Genomic DNA, 16349 nt, shown 5'->3' with positions numbered 1-16349 from the left:
CGGACGAGCCGATCGGGTCGAACCACCGACATCGGTGGGAATTTTCCGAGCGTGTACTTGGAGGAACCAACACACCTTTGTCACCCCCTGTAAACTAACAGGTAGTTAGCTATGGTTCACGGAATGCAGGTTCGGAAACTACTCGTGATCGTGTCGCTGGCCGGGATGCTCACCCTGGCCGGCTGTAGTGGCGGTGGGTTCGGTCTCGGCCTCGGTGGCGGCAGCGGGACGCCTCCGGCCATCGACCAGGTCCCGGCCGGCGTCGACAGCGTCACACACGTCGACATGGCCATCGCCGACGACGCGACGACCCAGGCTCTCGCCGAGGCAGGCGCCGAGAGCGCCCCGGCGACGGCCCCGAGCCAGCCGGAGAACGTCAGCGAAGCCAAGTCCGACTTCCAGGCGGAGACGGGGCTGGACCCACAGAAGGCCGAGGAGCTGGTCTTCTTCCAGAAGCGCAACGAGTCCGCGACCTTCCAGACGACCGAGTACGCCGCACTCGTTCTCCATGCCGACTGGGAGACCGACGCTGCCGTCAGTTCCTTCCAGAACGACTCCACGACCGAGTACGAGGAGACGACCTACAACGGGAAGACGGTCTACAGGCCGGCCGAAGAGCCCGAGTTCGGCAGCGGCGACTGGTTCGCGGTCCTCGGTGACGGCCAGTTCGTCTTCGGGAGCGAGGCCGCCGTCAAGGATACCATCGACGTCACGACCGGCGACGCCGACACGTTCGGCGGCGAACTCCGCTCGGCCTACGATGGGACCCGAGACGGACTGGTCACCTTCGCGACGACCATCCCGCAGGACCGGATCCCCGAGAACAGCAACGGGCCGGTCGAGACCGGCGCCTACCGCGAGGTCGAGATCATGACGGGGGTCTACTACACGTCCTCGAATTCCGCCGGCATGGAGATGCAGTTGCTCTCGGCCAGTGACAGTGGTGCCACGGACGTCAAAGACGTCACCGACGGCGCCATCTCCCTCGCGACGGGGTACACCCAGAACGAGACCGTCAAGGAGGCACTCCGGAACATCGAGGTTGGCCAGGACGGCACGACCGTGACGGTCACCTACGAGGACTCGGTCGACACGCTCCAGGCAGTGCTGCGCTACCTCTACGAAGCCTAGGCGCCGGATGGCGCTTCGCTCGCTGCTGTACAAGGAAGCACGGTGGCTTCGTCGCAACGTCGCGACGGTCGTCCTCGTACTCGTCGTGCTCCCCTCGCTCGTCGCCGTCGGGACCGTCGCCTTCCAGCAGGTGATTCCACGGGACACGCCAGTCGCGCTCGTCCCCGCCGACGACGACGTCACCGACGACGAGATGACGGCGATGCGCGGCGTGACCACCGTGTTCGCCCGGCCACACAGCTACGCGGCCGACGAGCGCGACGACGCGATGCGGGCACTGACCCGTGAGGAGGTGTACGCCGTCTTCGTCGTGCCACAGGGAATCTTAGAGCGGGACCAGGAGGTGACCGTCGAGATGTACGTCGAAGAGGAGATGGTCCCCTACGAACAGCCCTCGCTGGCCATCGCGAGCATCTTCCGAGGACGGGCCAGTAGCGTCTTCCCGGCCGACGTCGGCGTCGAGCGCATCGCCACGGGCGAGGATCGGACCCTCTCGGAGTATCTGGTCAGCGTCGGCGCGATGCTCGTGACGCTGCTCTTCGCCTTCGCGTACGTCCCGTACGTGGTCGCCGACGAGCAGCAGGTGTTCCGCAGGATCCGGGTGGAATCGTCACTCTGGGAACTGCTCGCCGGGAAGTTCCTGGTGTTGACACCGCTGTTGCTGGTCCCGCTGCTCGCCTTCCAGGGTGTCGCGGCCTATCTCGACTTCTCGGTGTCGCTGCTCGCGCCGGGTGCGGTAGTCGTGACCCTGCTGACGTTCGTCTACTGTACGGCACTGAGCCTGGGCGTGATGTTCCTCACGCGGTTCCGGACCGTCGGCCGGATGACCAACGTCGCGCTGTTGTTCGCTGGGCTGGCGTTCTCGAACCTGGTGTATCCGGCGGGCTTCTTCTCGCCGCTACGACGCGAACTCGCGAAGGCGAGTCCGCTGCACTACTCGATGGTGGTCCAGCGTGGCGTCTCACTGAAGGGGCAGTCCGTCGGGCTGTACGGCGACTACCTGCTGGCGCTGTGTGGCGTCACGGTCCTGGCGCTCGCGTTCCTGGCCGGCACCGTCGTCTACTACGACCGCGGGGGGTACCATGCCTGAGCCGATCCGGTTTACCGACGTCACGAAGCGCTACGGCGACGTCGTCGCCCTGGAGTCGGTCGACCTGACGGTCCGGCCGGGCGAGTGTCACTGTCTCGTCGGCCCGAACGGCAGCGGGAAGACGACGCTGCTGGACCTCCTGCTGGGGTTGACTCGACCGACCAGCGGCACCGTCGATGTGCCGGCAGCCACGGTCGGCTGTAGCTTCCAGACGCCGACGTTCTACCCCGGTCTGACCGTCGCGGAGAACCTCGACGTCTTCGGCCGCCTGTCTGGCTGTCCGAGTCCGGCCTGGCGCGAGCAGCTGGTCGACCTGCTGGGCCTGGACCGGGTGTCCCACCAGCTCGCCGGGACCCTCTCTGGGGGGTGGCAGCAGAAACTCGACCTGGCGCTTGGATTCCTCAAACGGCCGACCTACGCGGTGCTGGACGAACCGCTGAACGACCTCGACGACGTCTCGAAGCGCCGTCTGCGTGGCTTCCTCGCGGAGTACTGCACCGACGACCGGACCGCCCTCGTGGTGACCCACCACGTCGCGGCCTTCGAGGGACTCGTCGACCGCCTGACCGTCTTCGACCGCGGCGAAGTGCGGTACGACGGCCCGGTCGAATCGGAGACCGGGCCACACGAACAGTACCTCGCCGTCGTCGACGACTATAGTAGCCATTGAAAATCAGTGCACACCCGATCGCACGACGATAGTGCGATCGGTGTGTAAATCGTTTCAATTGTTACGATAGGGCAGGAACTCGTCGTAGATCTCGTCGATCCACTCGTTGAACTGCTCGCCACGCGGCGAGCCCCAGGGGTTCCGCGAGAAGTAGTAGATCGCCGCGAACAGCGTCGAGAGCCACAGCGCGACCGCCGGTCCGAGGACGGACTGCCAGATGAACGTCGAGGTGCCGGCGATCAGCGCCGCGATCAGCAGGTCCACGATCTGATAGAGTCGGCTCATACCGAGGCCTTGGCCCGAGAGGGGCCTAAACGTATGGGAAACGGGAGAGAGGTGAGTAGGTTAGCATACCGGACGTGTCAGACTGCGGAACGGCGAGCATACCGCGCCGAAGGCGCGGTTTCCCCGGAATCGGCGCGACGCGCCGATTCCGGCCTTTTTCCCCAAGTTTTTGCGCGAGGGGGTCGCCGGAGTGATCAGCGCAACGGATGAATACTCAGATAGCGTATTCTCTGTGATGGACGGATCACGTCGGTTTGAAGTCGTTGAGCACTTGTCGAACGCGGAGCTGGACCAAGCGATCGATGACGCCCAGAAGGCGGACGAGACGCATCTCGTCCGGCGACTCTGCTTCGTGAAGAACCTCTATGAAGGCAAGACCCAACAGCAGGCTGGAGCAGCTGTCGGCGTCTCTCAGCCGACGAGTAGTCGCTGGGCACGCGCGTGGAATCATAACGGGATCGAGGGGCTACGCCCACGCTTCGGCGGCGGTCGGCCGCCGAAGCTCACCCCGGCACAGTGGGACGAGTTCTGCGCAGTCCTTGAACAGGGCCAACCGTGGACGCCACGCGAGATTCACGCACTCATCGAACACCGCTACGGCGTTACCTACCACCCGACCCATCTCGCCCGAAAACTGCGGGCCTCGGGCATGCACTACGCCAAACCACGGCCGATGGACCCCCGCAGTCCCGACGATGCAGAGGCGATTCTCGCCGAGCGCCTGTCCGAGGCGCTCGGCGAGGACACAGACAAAGACGAAAAGGAGGACGAAGACCCTGTCGTGCTGGGATTTTTTCGATGAGGCGTGGCCACAGCCGTTCGAGAACTCTCAGCGGATGTGGTCGTACGACCGCACCGTCCAGATAGAGAAACCGTTAGTAACGGTGCCGTGGCGGTCGATTGGCTTCTATGCGTTGACTGGCCGGAGCGTGATCACGTACAAAGAGCGGTTAATCAAGGAAACGATCGTTGAGGCGCTTGAAGAGATCCGCGAGCAGAATCCGCGGGGTCGGATTCTGCTCGTGGCCGATAACTACGGCTCGCACCACGCGAAGCTCACGCAGAAACGGGCCGACGAACTCGGCATCGAGTTCGTCTTCATCCCGCCGTACTCACCGACGCTGAACGCGATCGAACCGCTGTGGAAAGACCTCAAGCGCGAGATTTCACCAACCATCTTCGAGGGGAAAGACCACTTCAGAGAGTTCGTCACCGAGACGTTCCTTCGGCTGAGTCACAAGCTTAGCTTCGCTGTTGACTGGATCGAGACGTTTCTTCCCAACAATATTCAGAGGTTACAGTGATCACTCGTGCGACCCCCTCGACGGAAAAAGTGGGGGCCTAGAAGTAGTCGATCGCTTCGGGCAGCTCGGTCTTCATGCCCTTGCGCTCGCGGATCTCGGTGATCTTCTCGGGCTGGAGGTTGTCGGCCATGACCTGGAAGCCGGCGTTCTCGGTGTTCCAGGAGGCACGACCCTCGGTGGCCGAGCGGATGTCACTGGAGAAGCCGATCATCTCGTCGACCGGCGCGACACCTTCGACGACCATGAGGTCACCCTCCTGGTACATGTCGTCGACGCGGCCACGGCGACCCTGGATCTCACCGCTGGCGGCGCCCATGTGGTCGTTGGGCACGTCGATGCGGACCTGCTGGATCGGCTCCAGGAGCTTGATGTCGGCGTCGATCAGCGCGTTGTGGACCGCCTCGCGGACTGCCGGGATGACCTGTGCCGGACCGCGGTGGATGGCGTCCTCGTGGAGGCGGGCGTCGTGGAGACGGATGAGCGACCCCTGGACCGGTTCCGCGGCGAGGGGACCGTCGTCGAGGGCCTCTTCGAGCCCCTCGATGACCAGTTCCATCGTCTCGTTGAGGTGCTGGATACCCTTCGTGTCGTCGATGAGGACGTTCGTCCCGTGGATGTGCTCGACGTTCTGGGACGTGTCCTTGTCCATGCCGGCCTCCTGCAGCGCTTCACGGCGCTCCAGTTCGGGCATGTCCATCGACGCTTCGCCGAGCTTGATGGTCTCGACGATGTCCTCGCCGAGCGGTTCGATGGTGATGTAGAACCGGTTGTGGTTGTTCGGCGAGCGACCCTCGACCTCGCGGCTCGCGGACTGGGGCGCCTCGCGGTAGACGACGATCGGCTCCCCGGTGTTGATCGGGATGCCCTGGTTGCGCTCGATCCGCTGGCCGATGACCTCCAGGTGGAGCTCACCCTGGCCGGAGATGAGGTGTTCGCCGGTGTCCTCGTTGATCTCGACCTGGATAGTCGGGTCCTCTTTGGCGACCTGCTGGAGCGTCTCGATGAGTTTGGGCAGGTCGTCCATGTTCTGTGCCTCGACGGACTTCGTGATGACCGGCTCCGAGATGTGCTCGATGGACTCGAAGGGAGTCATCTCGACGCTCGAAACGGTAGAGCCGGCGATAGCGTCCTTGAGACCGGTGACGGCGGCGATGTTCCCGGCGGGAACGTGTTCGACCTCCTCGCGCTCGCCACCCATGTAGATACCGACGCTCTGGATTCGGTTCTTGCCGGCGGTCCCGGAGACGTACAGCTCCTGGCCCTTCTCCAGCGTACCGGAGAAGACACGCCCGGCGGCGATCTCGCCGGCGTGGGGGTCGACACCGATGTCGGTGACCATCAGGACGACTTCGCCGTCCTCGTCGACCAGCCGCATGCCCTCTGCGAGTTCCGATTCGGCGTCGCCACGCCAGATACGCGGGATACGACGGGGCTGGGCGTCGATGGGGTTCGGGAAGTGCTCACAGACCATGTCGAGCACGACGTCCGACAGCGGCGTGCGCTCGTGGAGCTCCTGGCGCTTGTCGTTGCGTTCGAGCTCCATGATCTCGCCGAAGTCCATGCCGGTGCGCTGCATCGACGGCATCGAGACGCCCCACTTGTAGAGCGCGGACCCGAAGCCGACGGTGCCCTCCTCGACGGAGACGGTCCAGTCCTCGATGTCGTCCATCTCCTCGGTCATCCCGCGGATGAGGTCGTTGACGTCGCGGATGACAGCCAGGAGACGCTCCTGCATCTCCTCGGGCCCCTCCTGGAGCTCGGAGATGAGGCGGTCGACCTTGTTGATGAACAGGGTCGGCTTGACGCCCTCGCGCAGTGCCTGGCGCAGCACCGTCTCGGTCTGGGGCATGGCGCCCTCGACGGCGTCGACGACCACGAGCGCGCCGTCGACGGCACGCATCGCACGGGTCACGTCGCCACCGAAGTCGACGTGGCCGGGGGTGTCGATGAGGTTGATGAGGTGGTTCTGGTCCTCGTACTCGTGAGTCATCGAGACGTTGGCCGCGTCGATCGTGATACCGCGTTCCTGCTCGTCCTCCTCGGTGTCCATCGCGAGCTGCTGGCCCGCGGTCTCGTCGGAGATCATGCCGGCACCGGCCAGCAGGTTGTCGGTAAGCGTCGTCTTCCCGTGGTCGACGTGAGCTGCGATGGCGATGTTCCGGATGTGCTCCGGATCGTCCATCAGTGTCTCACATTCCTGAACGATTTTCTTGCGTCGGCCCATTATACAGAAGGGTATCAACAGGAGGGTCAAAAGGATAGTGTTTCGCCACGACCGGACGCGTCGGAATACGGCCGGTACGCGTGCCAACGGTACTCATTCCCAGCCACCATCCGATGGTGGCTGTATGCCCACAGGTTATAATTTATTCCGCCCCAATTAGTAACGGTTCCAAAGGCATTAGCCGTTCTCGACCCTCTATCGCCTATGAGACGGCGACAGCACCTCGACACGATCGCGGTCGCCCACGACGGGGACTCGGCGGCCGGGGACGTCACGCACCCGATCCACCTCTCCTCGACGTTCGAACTGGCCGGACTGGACACAGAGATGCGCCTGGAGGACGTCGATCCCAGCGAGGGAGAGTTCCTCTACTCCAGGCTGTCCAATCCCACACGACACGGCCTCGAACAGGAACTGGCCGCCCTGGAGGACGGCGAGCGGGCCTTCGCGTTCGCTTCGGGGACCGCCGCCATCGCGACGGCGGTGCTGTCGCTGGTCGAACCCGGCGACCACGTCGTCGCGTTCGACGACCTCTACGCGGGCACACGGCGGATGTTCGAGGAACTGTTCGCCCGGCAACTCGGCGTCGACATCGAGTTCGTCGACGCCACCGACACCGACGCGGTCGCCGACGCCGTCGGCGCCGAGACCGCCCTGGTCTGGATGGAGAGCCCGACGAACCCGTTGCTCAAACTCTGTGACATCGGAGCCATCGCCGAGATCGCAGCCCGCAACGGCGCGACCTTCGGAGTCGACAACACGTTCGCCAGCCCGTACTTCCAGCAACCGCTGGCGCTGGGGGCGGACATGGTCGTCCACAGCACGACCAAGTACATCAACGGCCACAGCGACTCCATCGGCGGCGCGCTGGTGACCGACGATCCAGTGGTGGCCGAGGCCGTCGAGTTCCGCCAGCAGGTCGCACTCGGGAACATGCTGGCACCGTTCGACAGCTACCTCGTCTCCCGCGGGATGAAGACGCTGGGGGTCCGGATGCAGCGCCACGAGGACAACGCGCTGGCGCTCGCGGAGTACCTTCAGGACCACGAGCAGGTGACGGCCGTCCACTATCCCGGACTGGCGAGCCACCCCCAGCACGACCTGGCCCGCGAGCAGATGCAGGGCTTTGGCGGCGTCCTCTCGTTCGAACTCGCCGGCGAGATGGCCGACGCGAAGGCGTTCCTGGAGGCACTGGAGACGGTGACACTCGCCGTGAGTCTCGGCGGCGTCGAGAGCCTCGTCGAACTCCCCGCGGCGATGACCCACGAACCGCTCTCGCCGGCCGCACGTGCAGAGATCGGAATCACCGACACACTCGTCCGTGTCTCGGTCGGTATCGAGGCCTTCGAGGATATCCGCGCGGACTTCGAACGTGGGTTCGACACGATGCGGTGAGATCCCCCGAGTCACGGTGAACGGACTGGAACACCGGTTTCTTCCCGTCGTTCGAGTGTGGAACGGCCGTGGATTAATAGTATCTCGTCCCCTGTGAACAACACACATGGACATACACGTACAGGGCGGGCCGGCCGAACCGTTTCTCGGTGCACACGACCTCTTCTCGACGGAGTACGACCTCGAACGGCCAGTGACAGTTCGGGTCCGCGAGGACCCCGACGAACGGACGCGGGTGAGCCACAGCGAGGACGGCCACCTGTTGACCATCTCCAGACAGGCCGCGACGAGCGCGATGGCCCGCGAACTCGCCCTCCACGAGTTCGCACACATGCACCACCACGAACGGGGCCACCCCTCACACACGCAATCGACCGAGGAAGCCATCTACCTCGCGCTGGCGGGCCGTTCGGTCGAACGACGGAAGCTCACCCACTGCTATCAGATCGCCAACCACATGCGGGACGTCTACGCCGACGACGTCTGGATGGCGATGGCGCCCGGCGACAAACTCGTCCCCTTCCTGGAGGCGAGTCTCGCCGCTGCCGTCGCGGACCGGCCCGCCGATCCACCGGCCTGGGAGCGGTTGACGCCCGCCTCGGACCCTGACATCACGGCGGTCAACGCGGCGTTCGCGCTGGCACTCTGTGAGCGTCACGACCTCGTCGACGACGACCATCGGTTGTACGACCTCGCGCACGCGGCCGCCGAGGACGCCGAGGGAGTCAGCCTCGCGGAGTTCAAACGCCACTTCGCCTCGCTGTCGCGGGACCCCGACACCTCCGAGTTCCGGAAGGCACTGGTCGACGTGACCCGTGCCTACGCCAGCGGCGAGAGCGGGCAGGCCGCGGACTGAACGGAGCCGACGGCGCCCCGTCCCGGGAGCGTCACAACAGGAGCGCGAGCGGCGACAGCGCCAGCGCCAATCCGACGGCCGCGACGGGATAGTCCCGCCGCTCGAACGACAGTGAGGGGAGCGTCGGGTTCCAGGCGAAACAGCGGGCCCGTAACGCGACCGCCAGCCGGTCCGACCGGGCGAACGTCCGGTCGAGCGAGCGAACCACGAGCAGCCGCGCCCGTGCTGGTACCGACCGCCGCTGGCCGCCGCGGGCGTGGATGGCGTCCCGGACCTCCCGGACGTCGGCCAGGACGAGCGGGAACAGTCGAAGGACCAGCGCCATCCCGACGCCGAGTAACTGGCCCGCCTTCCCGGGGACGAGGCGCTGGACAGCCGCCCGCGTCTCCCGGACTGGCGTCGTCGTCAGGTACGCCGCGCTCACGAACAACACCGGGACCACCCGGGCGACGAATCGGACAGAGCGAAGCGCCGGGTCGACCCGAAACCAGGGTGGGCCCAGTGCCAGCCCCGCCACGACCGGTGCCAGTGCCAGCGTCGCCAGGACGACCCGATAGGATCGCAGGACCGCAAACGGCGAACAGCGGGCGACCGCCAGCGCGAGCAGGCCGACGGCCGTCGTCGCGAGCACCCCTGGAACAGAGGGGTAGGCTGTCGCAGCCAGCGCCAGTCCGAACTGGACGAGCAGTTTCGACCGGGGGTCGAGCCGGTGGGCGAGCGTCGATCCGGGACGATAGCTCAGCATCGCGGGTCACGGACGCCCAGCGCGTCGAGGTCGTCCAGTGCGGCCGCCGGCGTGTCGTCGAGCGCGACCCGGCCGTCCCGGAGGCCGACTACGCGATCCGCGCGTCCGTGGAGGTCACGGAGGTCGTGGGAGACGACGACGACGGCGGTGCCCGCGTCGTGGAGGTCGTCCAGATGAGCGAGCAGCGAGCGCCGGGCCGGCCAGTCCAATCCCGAGAGCGGTTCGTCGAGAACGAGGTACTCGGGGGCCATCGCCAGCGCGCCCGCGACCGCGACCCGGGCCTGTTCCCCGCCCGAGAGCGCGTCGATGCGGGCCTCTCGACGATCCCCGAGGCCGACGGTGTCGAGGGCCGACACGACGCGTCGGTCGATCTCTGCACGGTCGAGTCCGAGGTTCTCCGGTCCGAAGGCGACGTCGGCGCCGACGGTGGCGGCGACGAACTGGTCGCCGGGCTGCTGGAACACCATCCCGACGCTCGTGCGAGCGGCGACCGGGTCGTCGGCCACGTCGGTCCCGTCGACGGTGACGCGGCCGGAGTCAGGCGTCAACAGCCCGTTGAACTGTCGCACGAGAGTCGTCTTCCCGCAGCCGTTGGGGCCGACGAGCAGGCAGAACTCCCCAGCAGGGATCGACAGCGAGAGCCCGTCGAGGACGGTGACGTCACCGTACCGGAAGACGAGGTCCTCGACGGCGATCATCGAGTCGCGAGATATCCGCCCTCGACGATGGCGACCGCGACCCCGAGTTTCGCCAGGTCGAGCGGGACGTACGGCAGCATGACCGCACCGGCCCGCGCTAGCGGGAGACCGGCGACCGCCGATAGCCACGGCACGCCGATGGCGTAGACGACGACCACGGCCGCGAAGAGGCCGGCGACCTGGATCGGGACGCCGACCGCACCGAGGTCGCGGGGCCGGACGCCGCGGTGGACGATGGCACCGGAGACGATCGCACCGACGAGAAAGCCCACGAGGAAGCCGCCGGTCCCCTGGCCGACGAGGACGTAGCCCAGCCCGGCGTTACCGTTCGAGAACACCGGCGCGCCGGCGATACCGACGAGGATGTACAGGACGAACGCGAGCCCACCCCACAGCGGCCCGAGCAACAGCCCCGCGAAGAACATCCCGAACGGCTGGAGTGAGAACGGTGGGAGTGTCCCCGGAAGTGGAATCGAGATCTGCGACAGTGCCGCCGTCAGCGCAGCGATGAGCACCGCCTTCGTGAAGTAGCCGACCGTCTCGTCGCCGACGAGGTCGACCGAACTGTGTTCCTGTGACATGGTGAATGCTCGCTCGTCAACCAAGATATAGCCGACGGTTCACCAGGCAGTATCGAGCGGAAAACGGGCCCGCGGCGCGGGCAGAACGAGTAGAGAGAGTTTACCGAGCGGCGGCGGCGACGCGCTCTTTCTCTTCTTTCTGGTTGACGGCGTAGGCCTGGACGTCGTTGTTGGCCGCACCGATGAGCTGCTGTGCCAGGGCCTCCTCGGCGCTGGTCGTCGTCTTGAACGAACTCCCGTAGACACCTTCGGCGAGGAACTTCAGGGCCTGATCGACGCGGCGCTGGGGCGCGACGTCGACGGCCTTCGGGACGGAGATGCCACCGTACTTCAGGCGGACGGTCTCCTCACGGGGTGCGCTGTTCTCGACAGCGGTGACGAGCACCTGGACGGGGTTCTCCTCGGTGCGCTCGTGGACGATCTCGAAGGCGTCCTGGACGATAGAGGTCGCGAGCTGTTTCTTGCCCGTGTTCTCGTCGGTCTGCATCAGGCGGTTGACGAGCCGCTCGACGATGCTGATCTCGCTCTTCTTGAACTGCTTGTCGGCGTGGCGACCCATCGTGTGTGCGATCGGCGTGACGGTGATGTAGCGCTCGGTCGACGGGTCGGAGTACTCGATGTTGGTGACCTCCCACTCGTCGAATAGTTTCGCGCGGGCTGTCTCGTCGTCGGCGCCGGGTGCGTCCGGCTCGGGGGCATCTTCTGCACTCATGATTAGCGGACCGGTTTCTCTGCGTTGCCGCGGACGAGTTCGATGAGCGAGACGCCGTTGACCTTCTCGACCTTGTAGTTGACACCGGAGAGGTCGCCCATGGCACGACCCTTCGCGCCACCGATACCGGCGATGGTGACCTCGTCGTGCTCGTCGATGAAGGAGATAGCGCCGTCACCGGGACAGAACGCGGTGACCTGCTTGCCGTTCTTGATCAGCTGGACCCGCACACATTTCCGGATGGCGGAGTTGGGCTGTTTCGCTTCGATACCGACCTTCTCGAGGACGATGCCACGACCCTGAGGGGCACCCTCGAGCGGGTCGGACTTCTTGCCGAGCCCGCGCTCTCGTCGCGCGTAATCCGAGTCGGACCACCGGTGCTTCTGGCGGTCCTTTTTGAGTTTGCGGGCGGCGTATTTGCCGTTCGTCATAGTACGAATCCGTATCCAACGGAGGTACTTAAGACTCCTCTTTCGTATCCGTCTCAGCAGCACGTGTGTGGAGGTCTAGCGCACGAATTGGACAGGACTGTGGTTCCGTATTCACACCTGATAACCGGGGAGGTGGATTTACTATCGGTGTCACGCAACTCTCCGGAAGAAACTCGGTACAGGAATGAAAGCAACGTCATTACTCCCGGCAACAGTCCGGAAAAGCTATCTGCGGAAGTTCGCACTCGCCGTCGGCGTCATCGCGATCGTCGTCCTGAGCGCGGGGCTGGTGGCTCAGGGAGCCATCGCGGAAGAACTCACGACCCAGCGTAACGACGAACTGTTGACGACGACCGAGCAGGAGGCCACGTCGCTGGACCAGTGGGTGAGCGAGCAGCGAGAAGCGACCCGGCTCCTCTCGAACCACTTCTACATCAGCGGTGCGACCGACACGCGCATCGAGGCGACGATCAAGAACGAGCAGGAACGCCGCAACCGCACCGTCGACGAGATCCACCTCGTGAACCTCATCACCAAGGAGGTCGACCGGAGCACCAACGAGTCGATGATCGGGACGACGCTCCCGGAGATGGCCATCGCCTGGGAACGGGGGACACTCGTCTTCGACAGCCGTAACGACGTCGCTCGCTCGAAGGTGTACAAGTGGAACGGTGACTACCACATCGCGTTCGCCAGCAAGGTACCGGATCGCGCGCGGGTGGTGATGTTCACCTACGACATCAGCACCCGCGGCTCACAGTTCCGCTCCTCTATCGAAGGGGGCCGGACCCACGTCCTCGACGAGAACGGCGAGATCCAGATCGCAGAGAACGAGTCACGGGTCCTCAAGCGGTACAACAACGGCACCGAGGGCGAGGTGTTCCAGGAGAGTCGGAACCGGACCAACGGCACGGTCCAGGGTAACGGCGAACTGTTCGCCTACACGTCGAGCGACGAGACCGACTGGCTCATCGTCAAGCGTGTCCCCACCGAGAACGCATTCGCGGTCCGGAACCGGGTCGAGCGCGACATCTTCGCGCTGCTTGGCCTGGCCCTGATCGGGTTCGTGGCCTTCGGCGCCTTCGTCGGCCGTGACATCCGCCGCTCGCTGGCCGCCGTCACGGACCGGGCGGACGCACTCGCCGCGGGCCGGATCGACGACGACACCGCCGACAGCGACCGCATGGACGAGATCGGGCAGGTCGAGGACGCCTTCGGCGACATCGCCTCGTACCTCCAGACCGTCGCCGACCAGGCCGACGCCCTCGCCCAACAGGAGTTCGACGACCCCGCACTGGATCGGGAGGTGCCGGGCCGCCTCGGCGAGTCACTGGACGCGATGCGTGTCGATCTCGAAGGGTTCATCGAGGACATCGAGCAGGCAAAGACCGACGCCGAACAGGCCCAGCGCGAGGCCGAAGAGCTGGCCGACTCGCTGGAGCGCCAGGCCGAGGAGTTCTCGACGGTGATGCGTGCAGCCGCCGACGGCGACCTCTCCCAGCGGCTGGACGCCGACACCGACAACGATGCGATGCGCGAGATCGCGACGGCGTTCAACGAGATGATCACCCAGCTGGGCCAGACGGTCGTCCACATCCGGGAGTTCGCCGCCGACGTCGAGGGGTCGGCCGAACAGATCAGTGCCAGCGCGACGGAGGTCCGGGACGCAAGCGAGGGTGTCGCCGAATCCGTCCAGGAGATCGCCTCGGGCGCCGACCAGCAACACGAGCACATCCAGCGCGCCTCCGACGAGATGTCGAACCTCTCTGCGACCATCGAGGAGGTCGCCTCCCAGGCCGACGAGGTCGCGGCCACCTCCCGCGAAGCCGCCGATATCGGCGAGACCGGCCGCACCCGGGCAACCGACGCCGTCGAGGTCATGAACGACATCGAACGCCGGGCGGAATCGACAATCGACCGCGTCGAGGCCCTCGACCAGGAGATGGCACGCATCGGCGAGATCGTCGACCTCATCGACGACATCGCCGACCAGACGAACATGCTGGCGCTGAACGCCTCCATCGAGGCTGCACGTGCGGGTGAGGCCGGCAGCGGGTTCGCCGTCGTCGCCGACGAGATCAAACAACTGGCCGAGGAGACCGGCGACGCTACCGAGGAGATCTCGGAGGTCATCACCGAGGTCCAGGCCTCGACCGGCGACGCGGTGACCGACATCCGCGAGATGGGCGACAGCGTCTCCGAGGGGATCGACACCGTCGACGACGCTATCGAGTCTCTGGAGGCCATCGTCGACCGCGTCGAGGAGGTCAACAACGGCATGCAGTCGATCAACGACGCGACCGACGAACAGGCCACCGCGACCGAACAGACCGTCTCGATGGTCGACGAGGTCGGCTCGATCAGCGAGGAGACCGCGAGCCAGGCCGAGAACGTCGCCGCCTCCGCCCAGGAACAGACCGCGACCATCAACGAGGTCAGCAACAGCATCGAGTCGCTGTCGGGCCAGGCCACCAATCTCCGGTCGCTGCTGGGGCAGTTCGACGTCGAGACCGGCCAGCAACACGAAAGCGGCACCGACGTCTACGATCCCGAAGCCGAGAACGCGGCAGCCGACGACGACTGACGCTGTCGCTGGGGGGTCGTCGACGTGAAAAAGTCGGCCGCTCAGGTCAGTTCGATACCGTCGATATCGTAGTGACGTTTCGCGAGCTGCCGGGCGGCGTCGATGTTGCGGCCGTCGCGCCCGATGGCGGCGCCCCGGTCTTCCTGGGCGACCTCGACGTACGCGATGGTGTCACTGTTCTCCGAGATGGTGACGTTGTACACCGCTGCCGGCGCCAGGGCGTTCGCGACGAAGTCCGCCGCCGTGTCGGCGTCCTCGACCAGTTTCACCGGCCGGCCGAGCCGTTCCTCGACGGTCGCGACCGTCTGGCCACCGGGGCCGATGGCGTCGGCCATATCGCCCCGCTTGACCAGATAGACGACCTGGTCGTGGTCCTCGTCGATCACGCAATCCCGGACGGTGACGGCTGCCTCGTCCTCGAAGAGGGCGACCAGCTGTCGCGCGTCGTCCGAGAGCTCGACGCGCATCAGTCCTGACTCGCACCCATCCGGAGGTCGACGTCACCGGTCCCCAGCTTGATCGGCTTGCCGACGATGACGTTCTCGGTGACGCCGTCGAGTTCGTCGATCTCGCCGTGGATCGCGGCGTCGAGCAGGTGATTGACCGTCACCTCGAAGGCTGCGCGGGCCAGCACGGAATCCTTCGAGCCGGAGATACCGTGTCGGCCGATGGATTCGATGGTCCCCTCGTTGGTCATGATGTCCGCGACCAGCATCAGGTGTCGGACGTTTACGTCGTCGAGCCCCTGCTCTTCGAGCGTGTTCATCGTCTCGTTGATCAGCGTCTCGCGAGCGGCCTCGACGCCGAGTTCGCGGTAGATCTCGTGGATGTTGTTACAGGTCGTCCGCGAGGCGTCGACCCCCTCGATACCGAGCACTTCGCCGAAGTCCGATCCCTCGGTGTAGAGGACGAACTCCTCGCCGTTGTCGGTCTCTTCCTTGCGGATGACGACACGGGAGATCTCCTCGATGCCCTTGAAGACGATGTCACGCAGTTCCTCGACCAGCTGCAGGAGATCCCGATAACTGGGCTCCTCGGGCCCGAACTCGATGACGGTCCCGACCTGACGAGCCTGGACGCCGAGGTTGGACTCGATAGTGCCGGCGATCTCCTCGGCGATGGCGTCGACGTCGTCGACGGTCGGCCACCGCTCTAATAGCGTCTCGTCGTTGAGGTCGATCTCGACGAGCATGTCGGCGACGTTCGTCGAGATGTCACCCAGTGCGAGGATCTTGGTGGCCTCGATCTTCCAGACGACCTCGTGGGCCCGCTCGCGGTCGGTCGCGTACTCGTCGTCGAGGTGGACCGTCATCATCGGGGTGTCCGGGGTCTTCCGTGCGTCGACCAGTTCGATGAGCCGCGGGAGCCCCTGGGTCACGTCGATCTCGGCGACACCGGCGTAATGAAAAGTGTTCATAGTCATCTGGGTTCCGGGTTCCCCGATGGACTGGGCCGAGACGGTGCCGACGGGGTCCAGTGGGTCGACACGCGTGTTCTGGTACTTCGATTCGACCGCCTTCGCGATCCGGTCGGCGTCCTCGACGCCGACGCCGCGCTCCTCGACCGTGCTGTACACCTCGTCTTTGAGCCGTCGTGGGAGGTCGGTGTCCTCGACGACGGCCTCGATGTCTTCGGATACCATT

General features: G+C 65.5%; 17 protein-coding genes. 8 read left to right on the top strand and 9 right to left on the bottom strand.

The annotated features are described in order from the left end of the window. Positions 1-111: 111 nt before the first annotated feature. Genes Hhyl2_RS15345 through Hhyl2_RS15335 form a run of 3 tightly spaced genes read left to right on the top strand, consistent with a single transcriptional unit; the run spans position 112 to position 2891 of the window. Positions 112-1131 (top strand): hypothetical protein, encoded by a 1020-nt coding sequence (locus Hhyl2_RS15345; protein WP_483551640.1) that lies wholly within the window; start codon positions 112-114, stop codon positions 1129-1131. A gap of 7 nt (positions 1132-1138) precedes the next feature. Continuing rightward, positions 1139-2221 carry an ABC transporter permease gene (locus tag Hhyl2_RS15340; RefSeq protein WP_483551639.1) on the top strand — a complete coding sequence of 361 codons (1083 nt, stop codon included), beginning with the start codon at positions 1139-1141 and terminating at the stop codon, positions 2219-2221. Beyond that, entirely contained in the window at positions 2214-2891 is a 678-nt protein-coding gene (locus tag Hhyl2_RS15335; RefSeq protein ID WP_483551638.1) for an ABC transporter ATP-binding protein, read from the top strand. Before Hhyl2_RS15340 ends, Hhyl2_RS15335 begins: the two co-directional genes overlap by 8 nt. A 54-nt stretch (positions 2892-2945) precedes the next feature. On the opposite strand, the gene Hhyl2_RS15330 is transcribed toward Hhyl2_RS15335, so the two are convergent. Next, the gene (locus tag Hhyl2_RS15330; protein ID WP_483551637.1) at positions 2946-3176 is read right to left on the bottom strand and encodes a hypothetical protein; all 231 of its coding nucleotides are present in this window, start codon (positions 3174-3176) and stop codon (positions 2946-2948) included. A gap of 235 nt (positions 3177-3411) precedes the next feature. Here Hhyl2_RS15330 and Hhyl2_RS15325 point away from each other — a divergent pair, with 235 nt between their 5' ends. Then, positions 3412-3978: an IS630 family transposase gene (locus Hhyl2_RS15325; RefSeq protein WP_483551636.1), complete on the top strand. Its 567-nt coding sequence runs from the start codon at positions 3412-3414 to the stop codon at positions 3976-3978. Between the two features lie 34 nt (positions 3979-4012). Further along, a complete protein-coding gene (locus Hhyl2_RS15320; protein WP_483551635.1) occupies positions 4013-4480 on the top strand; it encodes an IS630 family transposase in 468 nt (155 codons plus the stop codon). Between the two features lie 37 nt (positions 4481-4517). Here Hhyl2_RS15320 and Hhyl2_RS15315 read toward each other — a convergent pair whose 3' ends face one another. Beyond that, a complete protein-coding gene (locus Hhyl2_RS15315; RefSeq protein ID WP_483551634.1) occupies positions 4518-6704 on the bottom strand; it encodes an elongation factor EF-2 in 2187 nt (728 codons plus the stop codon). Between the two features lie 204 nt (positions 6705-6908). On the opposite strand from Hhyl2_RS15315, the gene Hhyl2_RS15310 reads away from it, so the two are divergent. Together Hhyl2_RS15310 and Hhyl2_RS15305 are read left to right on the top strand one after the other, a co-directional pair. Next, positions 6909-8099: a trans-sulfuration enzyme family protein gene (locus tag Hhyl2_RS15310; RefSeq protein ID WP_483551633.1), complete on the top strand. Its 1191-nt coding sequence runs from the start codon at positions 6909-6911 to the stop codon at positions 8097-8099. A 106-nt stretch (positions 8100-8205) separates the two neighbouring features. Further along, positions 8206-8955 (top strand): DUF5781 family protein, encoded by a 750-nt coding sequence (locus Hhyl2_RS15305; protein WP_483551632.1) that lies wholly within the window; start codon positions 8206-8208, stop codon positions 8953-8955. Positions 8956-8986: 31 nt separating this feature from the next. Here Hhyl2_RS15305 and Hhyl2_RS15300 read toward each other — a convergent pair whose 3' ends face one another. The 5 genes from Hhyl2_RS15300 to Hhyl2_RS15280 all read right to left on the bottom strand — a co-directional run bounded on the left by Hhyl2_RS15300 (position 8987) and on the right by Hhyl2_RS15280 (position 12122). Continuing rightward, the gene (locus Hhyl2_RS15300) at positions 8987-9700 is read right to left on the bottom strand and encodes an energy-coupling factor transporter transmembrane component T family protein (protein ID WP_483551631.1); all 714 of its coding nucleotides are present in this window, start codon (positions 9698-9700) and stop codon (positions 8987-8989) included. Beyond that, positions 9694-10398, bottom strand: a complete 705-nt coding sequence (locus tag Hhyl2_RS15295) for an energy-coupling factor ABC transporter ATP-binding protein (protein ID WP_483551630.1) — start codon at positions 10396-10398, stop codon at positions 9694-9696. The genes Hhyl2_RS15300 and Hhyl2_RS15295 overlap by 7 nt, the downstream gene beginning before the upstream one ends. Continuing rightward, positions 10395-10979 carry a biotin transporter BioY gene (locus Hhyl2_RS15290; RefSeq protein ID WP_483551629.1) on the bottom strand — a complete coding sequence of 195 codons (585 nt, stop codon included), beginning with the start codon at positions 10977-10979 and terminating at the stop codon, positions 10395-10397. The genes Hhyl2_RS15295 and Hhyl2_RS15290 overlap by 4 nt, the downstream gene beginning before the upstream one ends. A 100-nt stretch (positions 10980-11079) precedes the next feature. Further along, complete coding sequence (locus Hhyl2_RS15285) at positions 11080-11691, bottom strand: 30S ribosomal protein S7 (RefSeq protein WP_483551628.1); 612 nt, start codon at positions 11689-11691, stop codon at positions 11080-11082. 2 nt (positions 11692-11693) lie between these two features. Further along, positions 11694-12122, bottom strand: a complete 429-nt coding sequence (locus tag Hhyl2_RS15280) for a 30S ribosomal protein S12 (protein WP_276223153.1) — start codon at positions 12120-12122, stop codon at positions 11694-11696. Positions 12123-12306: 184 nt separating this feature from the next. On the opposite strand from Hhyl2_RS15280, the gene Hhyl2_RS15275 reads away from it, so the two are divergent. Next, positions 12307-14706 carry a methyl-accepting chemotaxis protein gene (locus Hhyl2_RS15275; protein ID WP_483551627.1) on the top strand — a complete coding sequence of 800 codons (2400 nt, stop codon included), beginning with the start codon at positions 12307-12309 and terminating at the stop codon, positions 14704-14706. 41 nt (positions 14707-14747) lie between these two features. Here the strand turns inward: Hhyl2_RS15275 and Hhyl2_RS15270 are convergent, their stop codons facing one another. Continuing rightward, positions 14748-15173, bottom strand: a complete 426-nt coding sequence (locus tag Hhyl2_RS15270) for a NusA-like transcription termination signal-binding factor (protein ID WP_483551626.1) — start codon at positions 15171-15173, stop codon at positions 14748-14750. After that, positions 15173-16348 (bottom strand): DNA-directed RNA polymerase subunit A'', encoded by a 1176-nt coding sequence (rpoA2, locus tag Hhyl2_RS15265; protein WP_483551625.1) that lies wholly within the window; start codon positions 16346-16348, stop codon positions 15173-15175. The genes Hhyl2_RS15270 and rpoA2 overlap by 1 nt, the downstream gene beginning before the upstream one ends. Position 16349: the final 1 nt, after the last annotated feature.

This window comes from Haloarcula sp. H-hyl2 (genome assembly GCF_056934385.1).
The sequence above is the reverse complement of the archived record's forward strand: the minus strand, read 5'-3'. Positions and strand labels throughout refer to the sequence as shown.

What these genes read in the sequence shown, in the direction of transcription:
- Hhyl2_RS15270 (WP_483551626.1), bottom strand. Translation starts at nt 15,173, where the DNA reads ATGCGCGTCGAGCTCTCGGACGACGCGCGACAGCTGGTCGCCCTCTTC.
- Hhyl2_RS15280 (WP_276223153.1), bottom strand. Translation starts at nt 12,122, where the DNA reads ATGACGAACGGCAAATACGCCGCCCGCAAACTCAAAAAGGACCGCCAG.
- Hhyl2_RS15290 (WP_483551629.1), bottom strand. Translation starts at nt 10,979, where the DNA reads ATGTCACAGGAACACAGTTCGGTCGACCTCGTCGGCGACGAGACGGTC.
- Hhyl2_RS15305 (WP_483551632.1), top strand. Translation starts at nt 8,206, where the DNA reads ATGGACATACACGTACAGGGCGGGCCGGCCGAACCGTTTCTCGGTGCA.
- Hhyl2_RS15300 (WP_483551631.1), bottom strand. Translation starts at nt 9,700, where the DNA reads ATGCTGAGCTATCGTCCCGGATCGACGCTCGCCCACCGGCTCGACCCC.
- Hhyl2_RS15310 (WP_483551633.1), top strand. Translation starts at nt 6,909, where the DNA reads ATGAGACGGCGACAGCACCTCGACACGATCGCGGTCGCCCACGACGGG.
- Hhyl2_RS15285 (WP_483551628.1), bottom strand. Translation starts at nt 11,691, where the DNA reads ATGAGTGCAGAAGATGCCCCCGAGCCGGACGCACCCGGCGCCGACGAC.
- Hhyl2_RS15330 (WP_483551637.1), bottom strand. Translation starts at nt 3,176, where the DNA reads ATGAGCCGACTCTATCAGATCGTGGACCTGCTGATCGCGGCGCTGATC.
- Hhyl2_RS15325 (WP_483551636.1), top strand. Translation starts at nt 3,412, where the DNA reads ATGGACGGATCACGTCGGTTTGAAGTCGTTGAGCACTTGTCGAACGCG.
- Hhyl2_RS15335 (WP_483551638.1), top strand. Translation starts at nt 2,214, where the DNA reads ATGCCTGAGCCGATCCGGTTTACCGACGTCACGAAGCGCTACGGCGAC.
- Hhyl2_RS15340 (WP_483551639.1), top strand. Translation starts at nt 1,139, where the DNA reads ATGGCGCTTCGCTCGCTGCTGTACAAGGAAGCACGGTGGCTTCGTCGC.
- Hhyl2_RS15315 (WP_483551634.1), bottom strand. Translation starts at nt 6,704, where the DNA reads ATGGGCCGACGCAAGAAAATCGTTCAGGAATGTGAGACACTGATGGAC.
- Hhyl2_RS15295 (WP_483551630.1), bottom strand. Translation starts at nt 10,398, where the DNA reads ATGATCGCCGTCGAGGACCTCGTCTTCCGGTACGGTGACGTCACCGTC.
- Hhyl2_RS15320 (WP_483551635.1), top strand. Translation starts at nt 4,013, where the DNA reads ATGTGGTCGTACGACCGCACCGTCCAGATAGAGAAACCGTTAGTAACG.
- rpoA2 (WP_483551625.1), bottom strand. Translation starts at nt 16,348, where the DNA reads ATGGTATCCGAAGACATCGAGGCCGTCGTCGAGGACACCGACCTCCCA.
- Hhyl2_RS15275 (WP_483551627.1), top strand. Translation starts at nt 12,307, where the DNA reads ATGAAAGCAACGTCATTACTCCCGGCAACAGTCCGGAAAAGCTATCTG.
- Hhyl2_RS15345 (WP_483551640.1), top strand. Translation starts at nt 112, where the DNA reads ATGGTTCACGGAATGCAGGTTCGGAAACTACTCGTGATCGTGTCGCTG.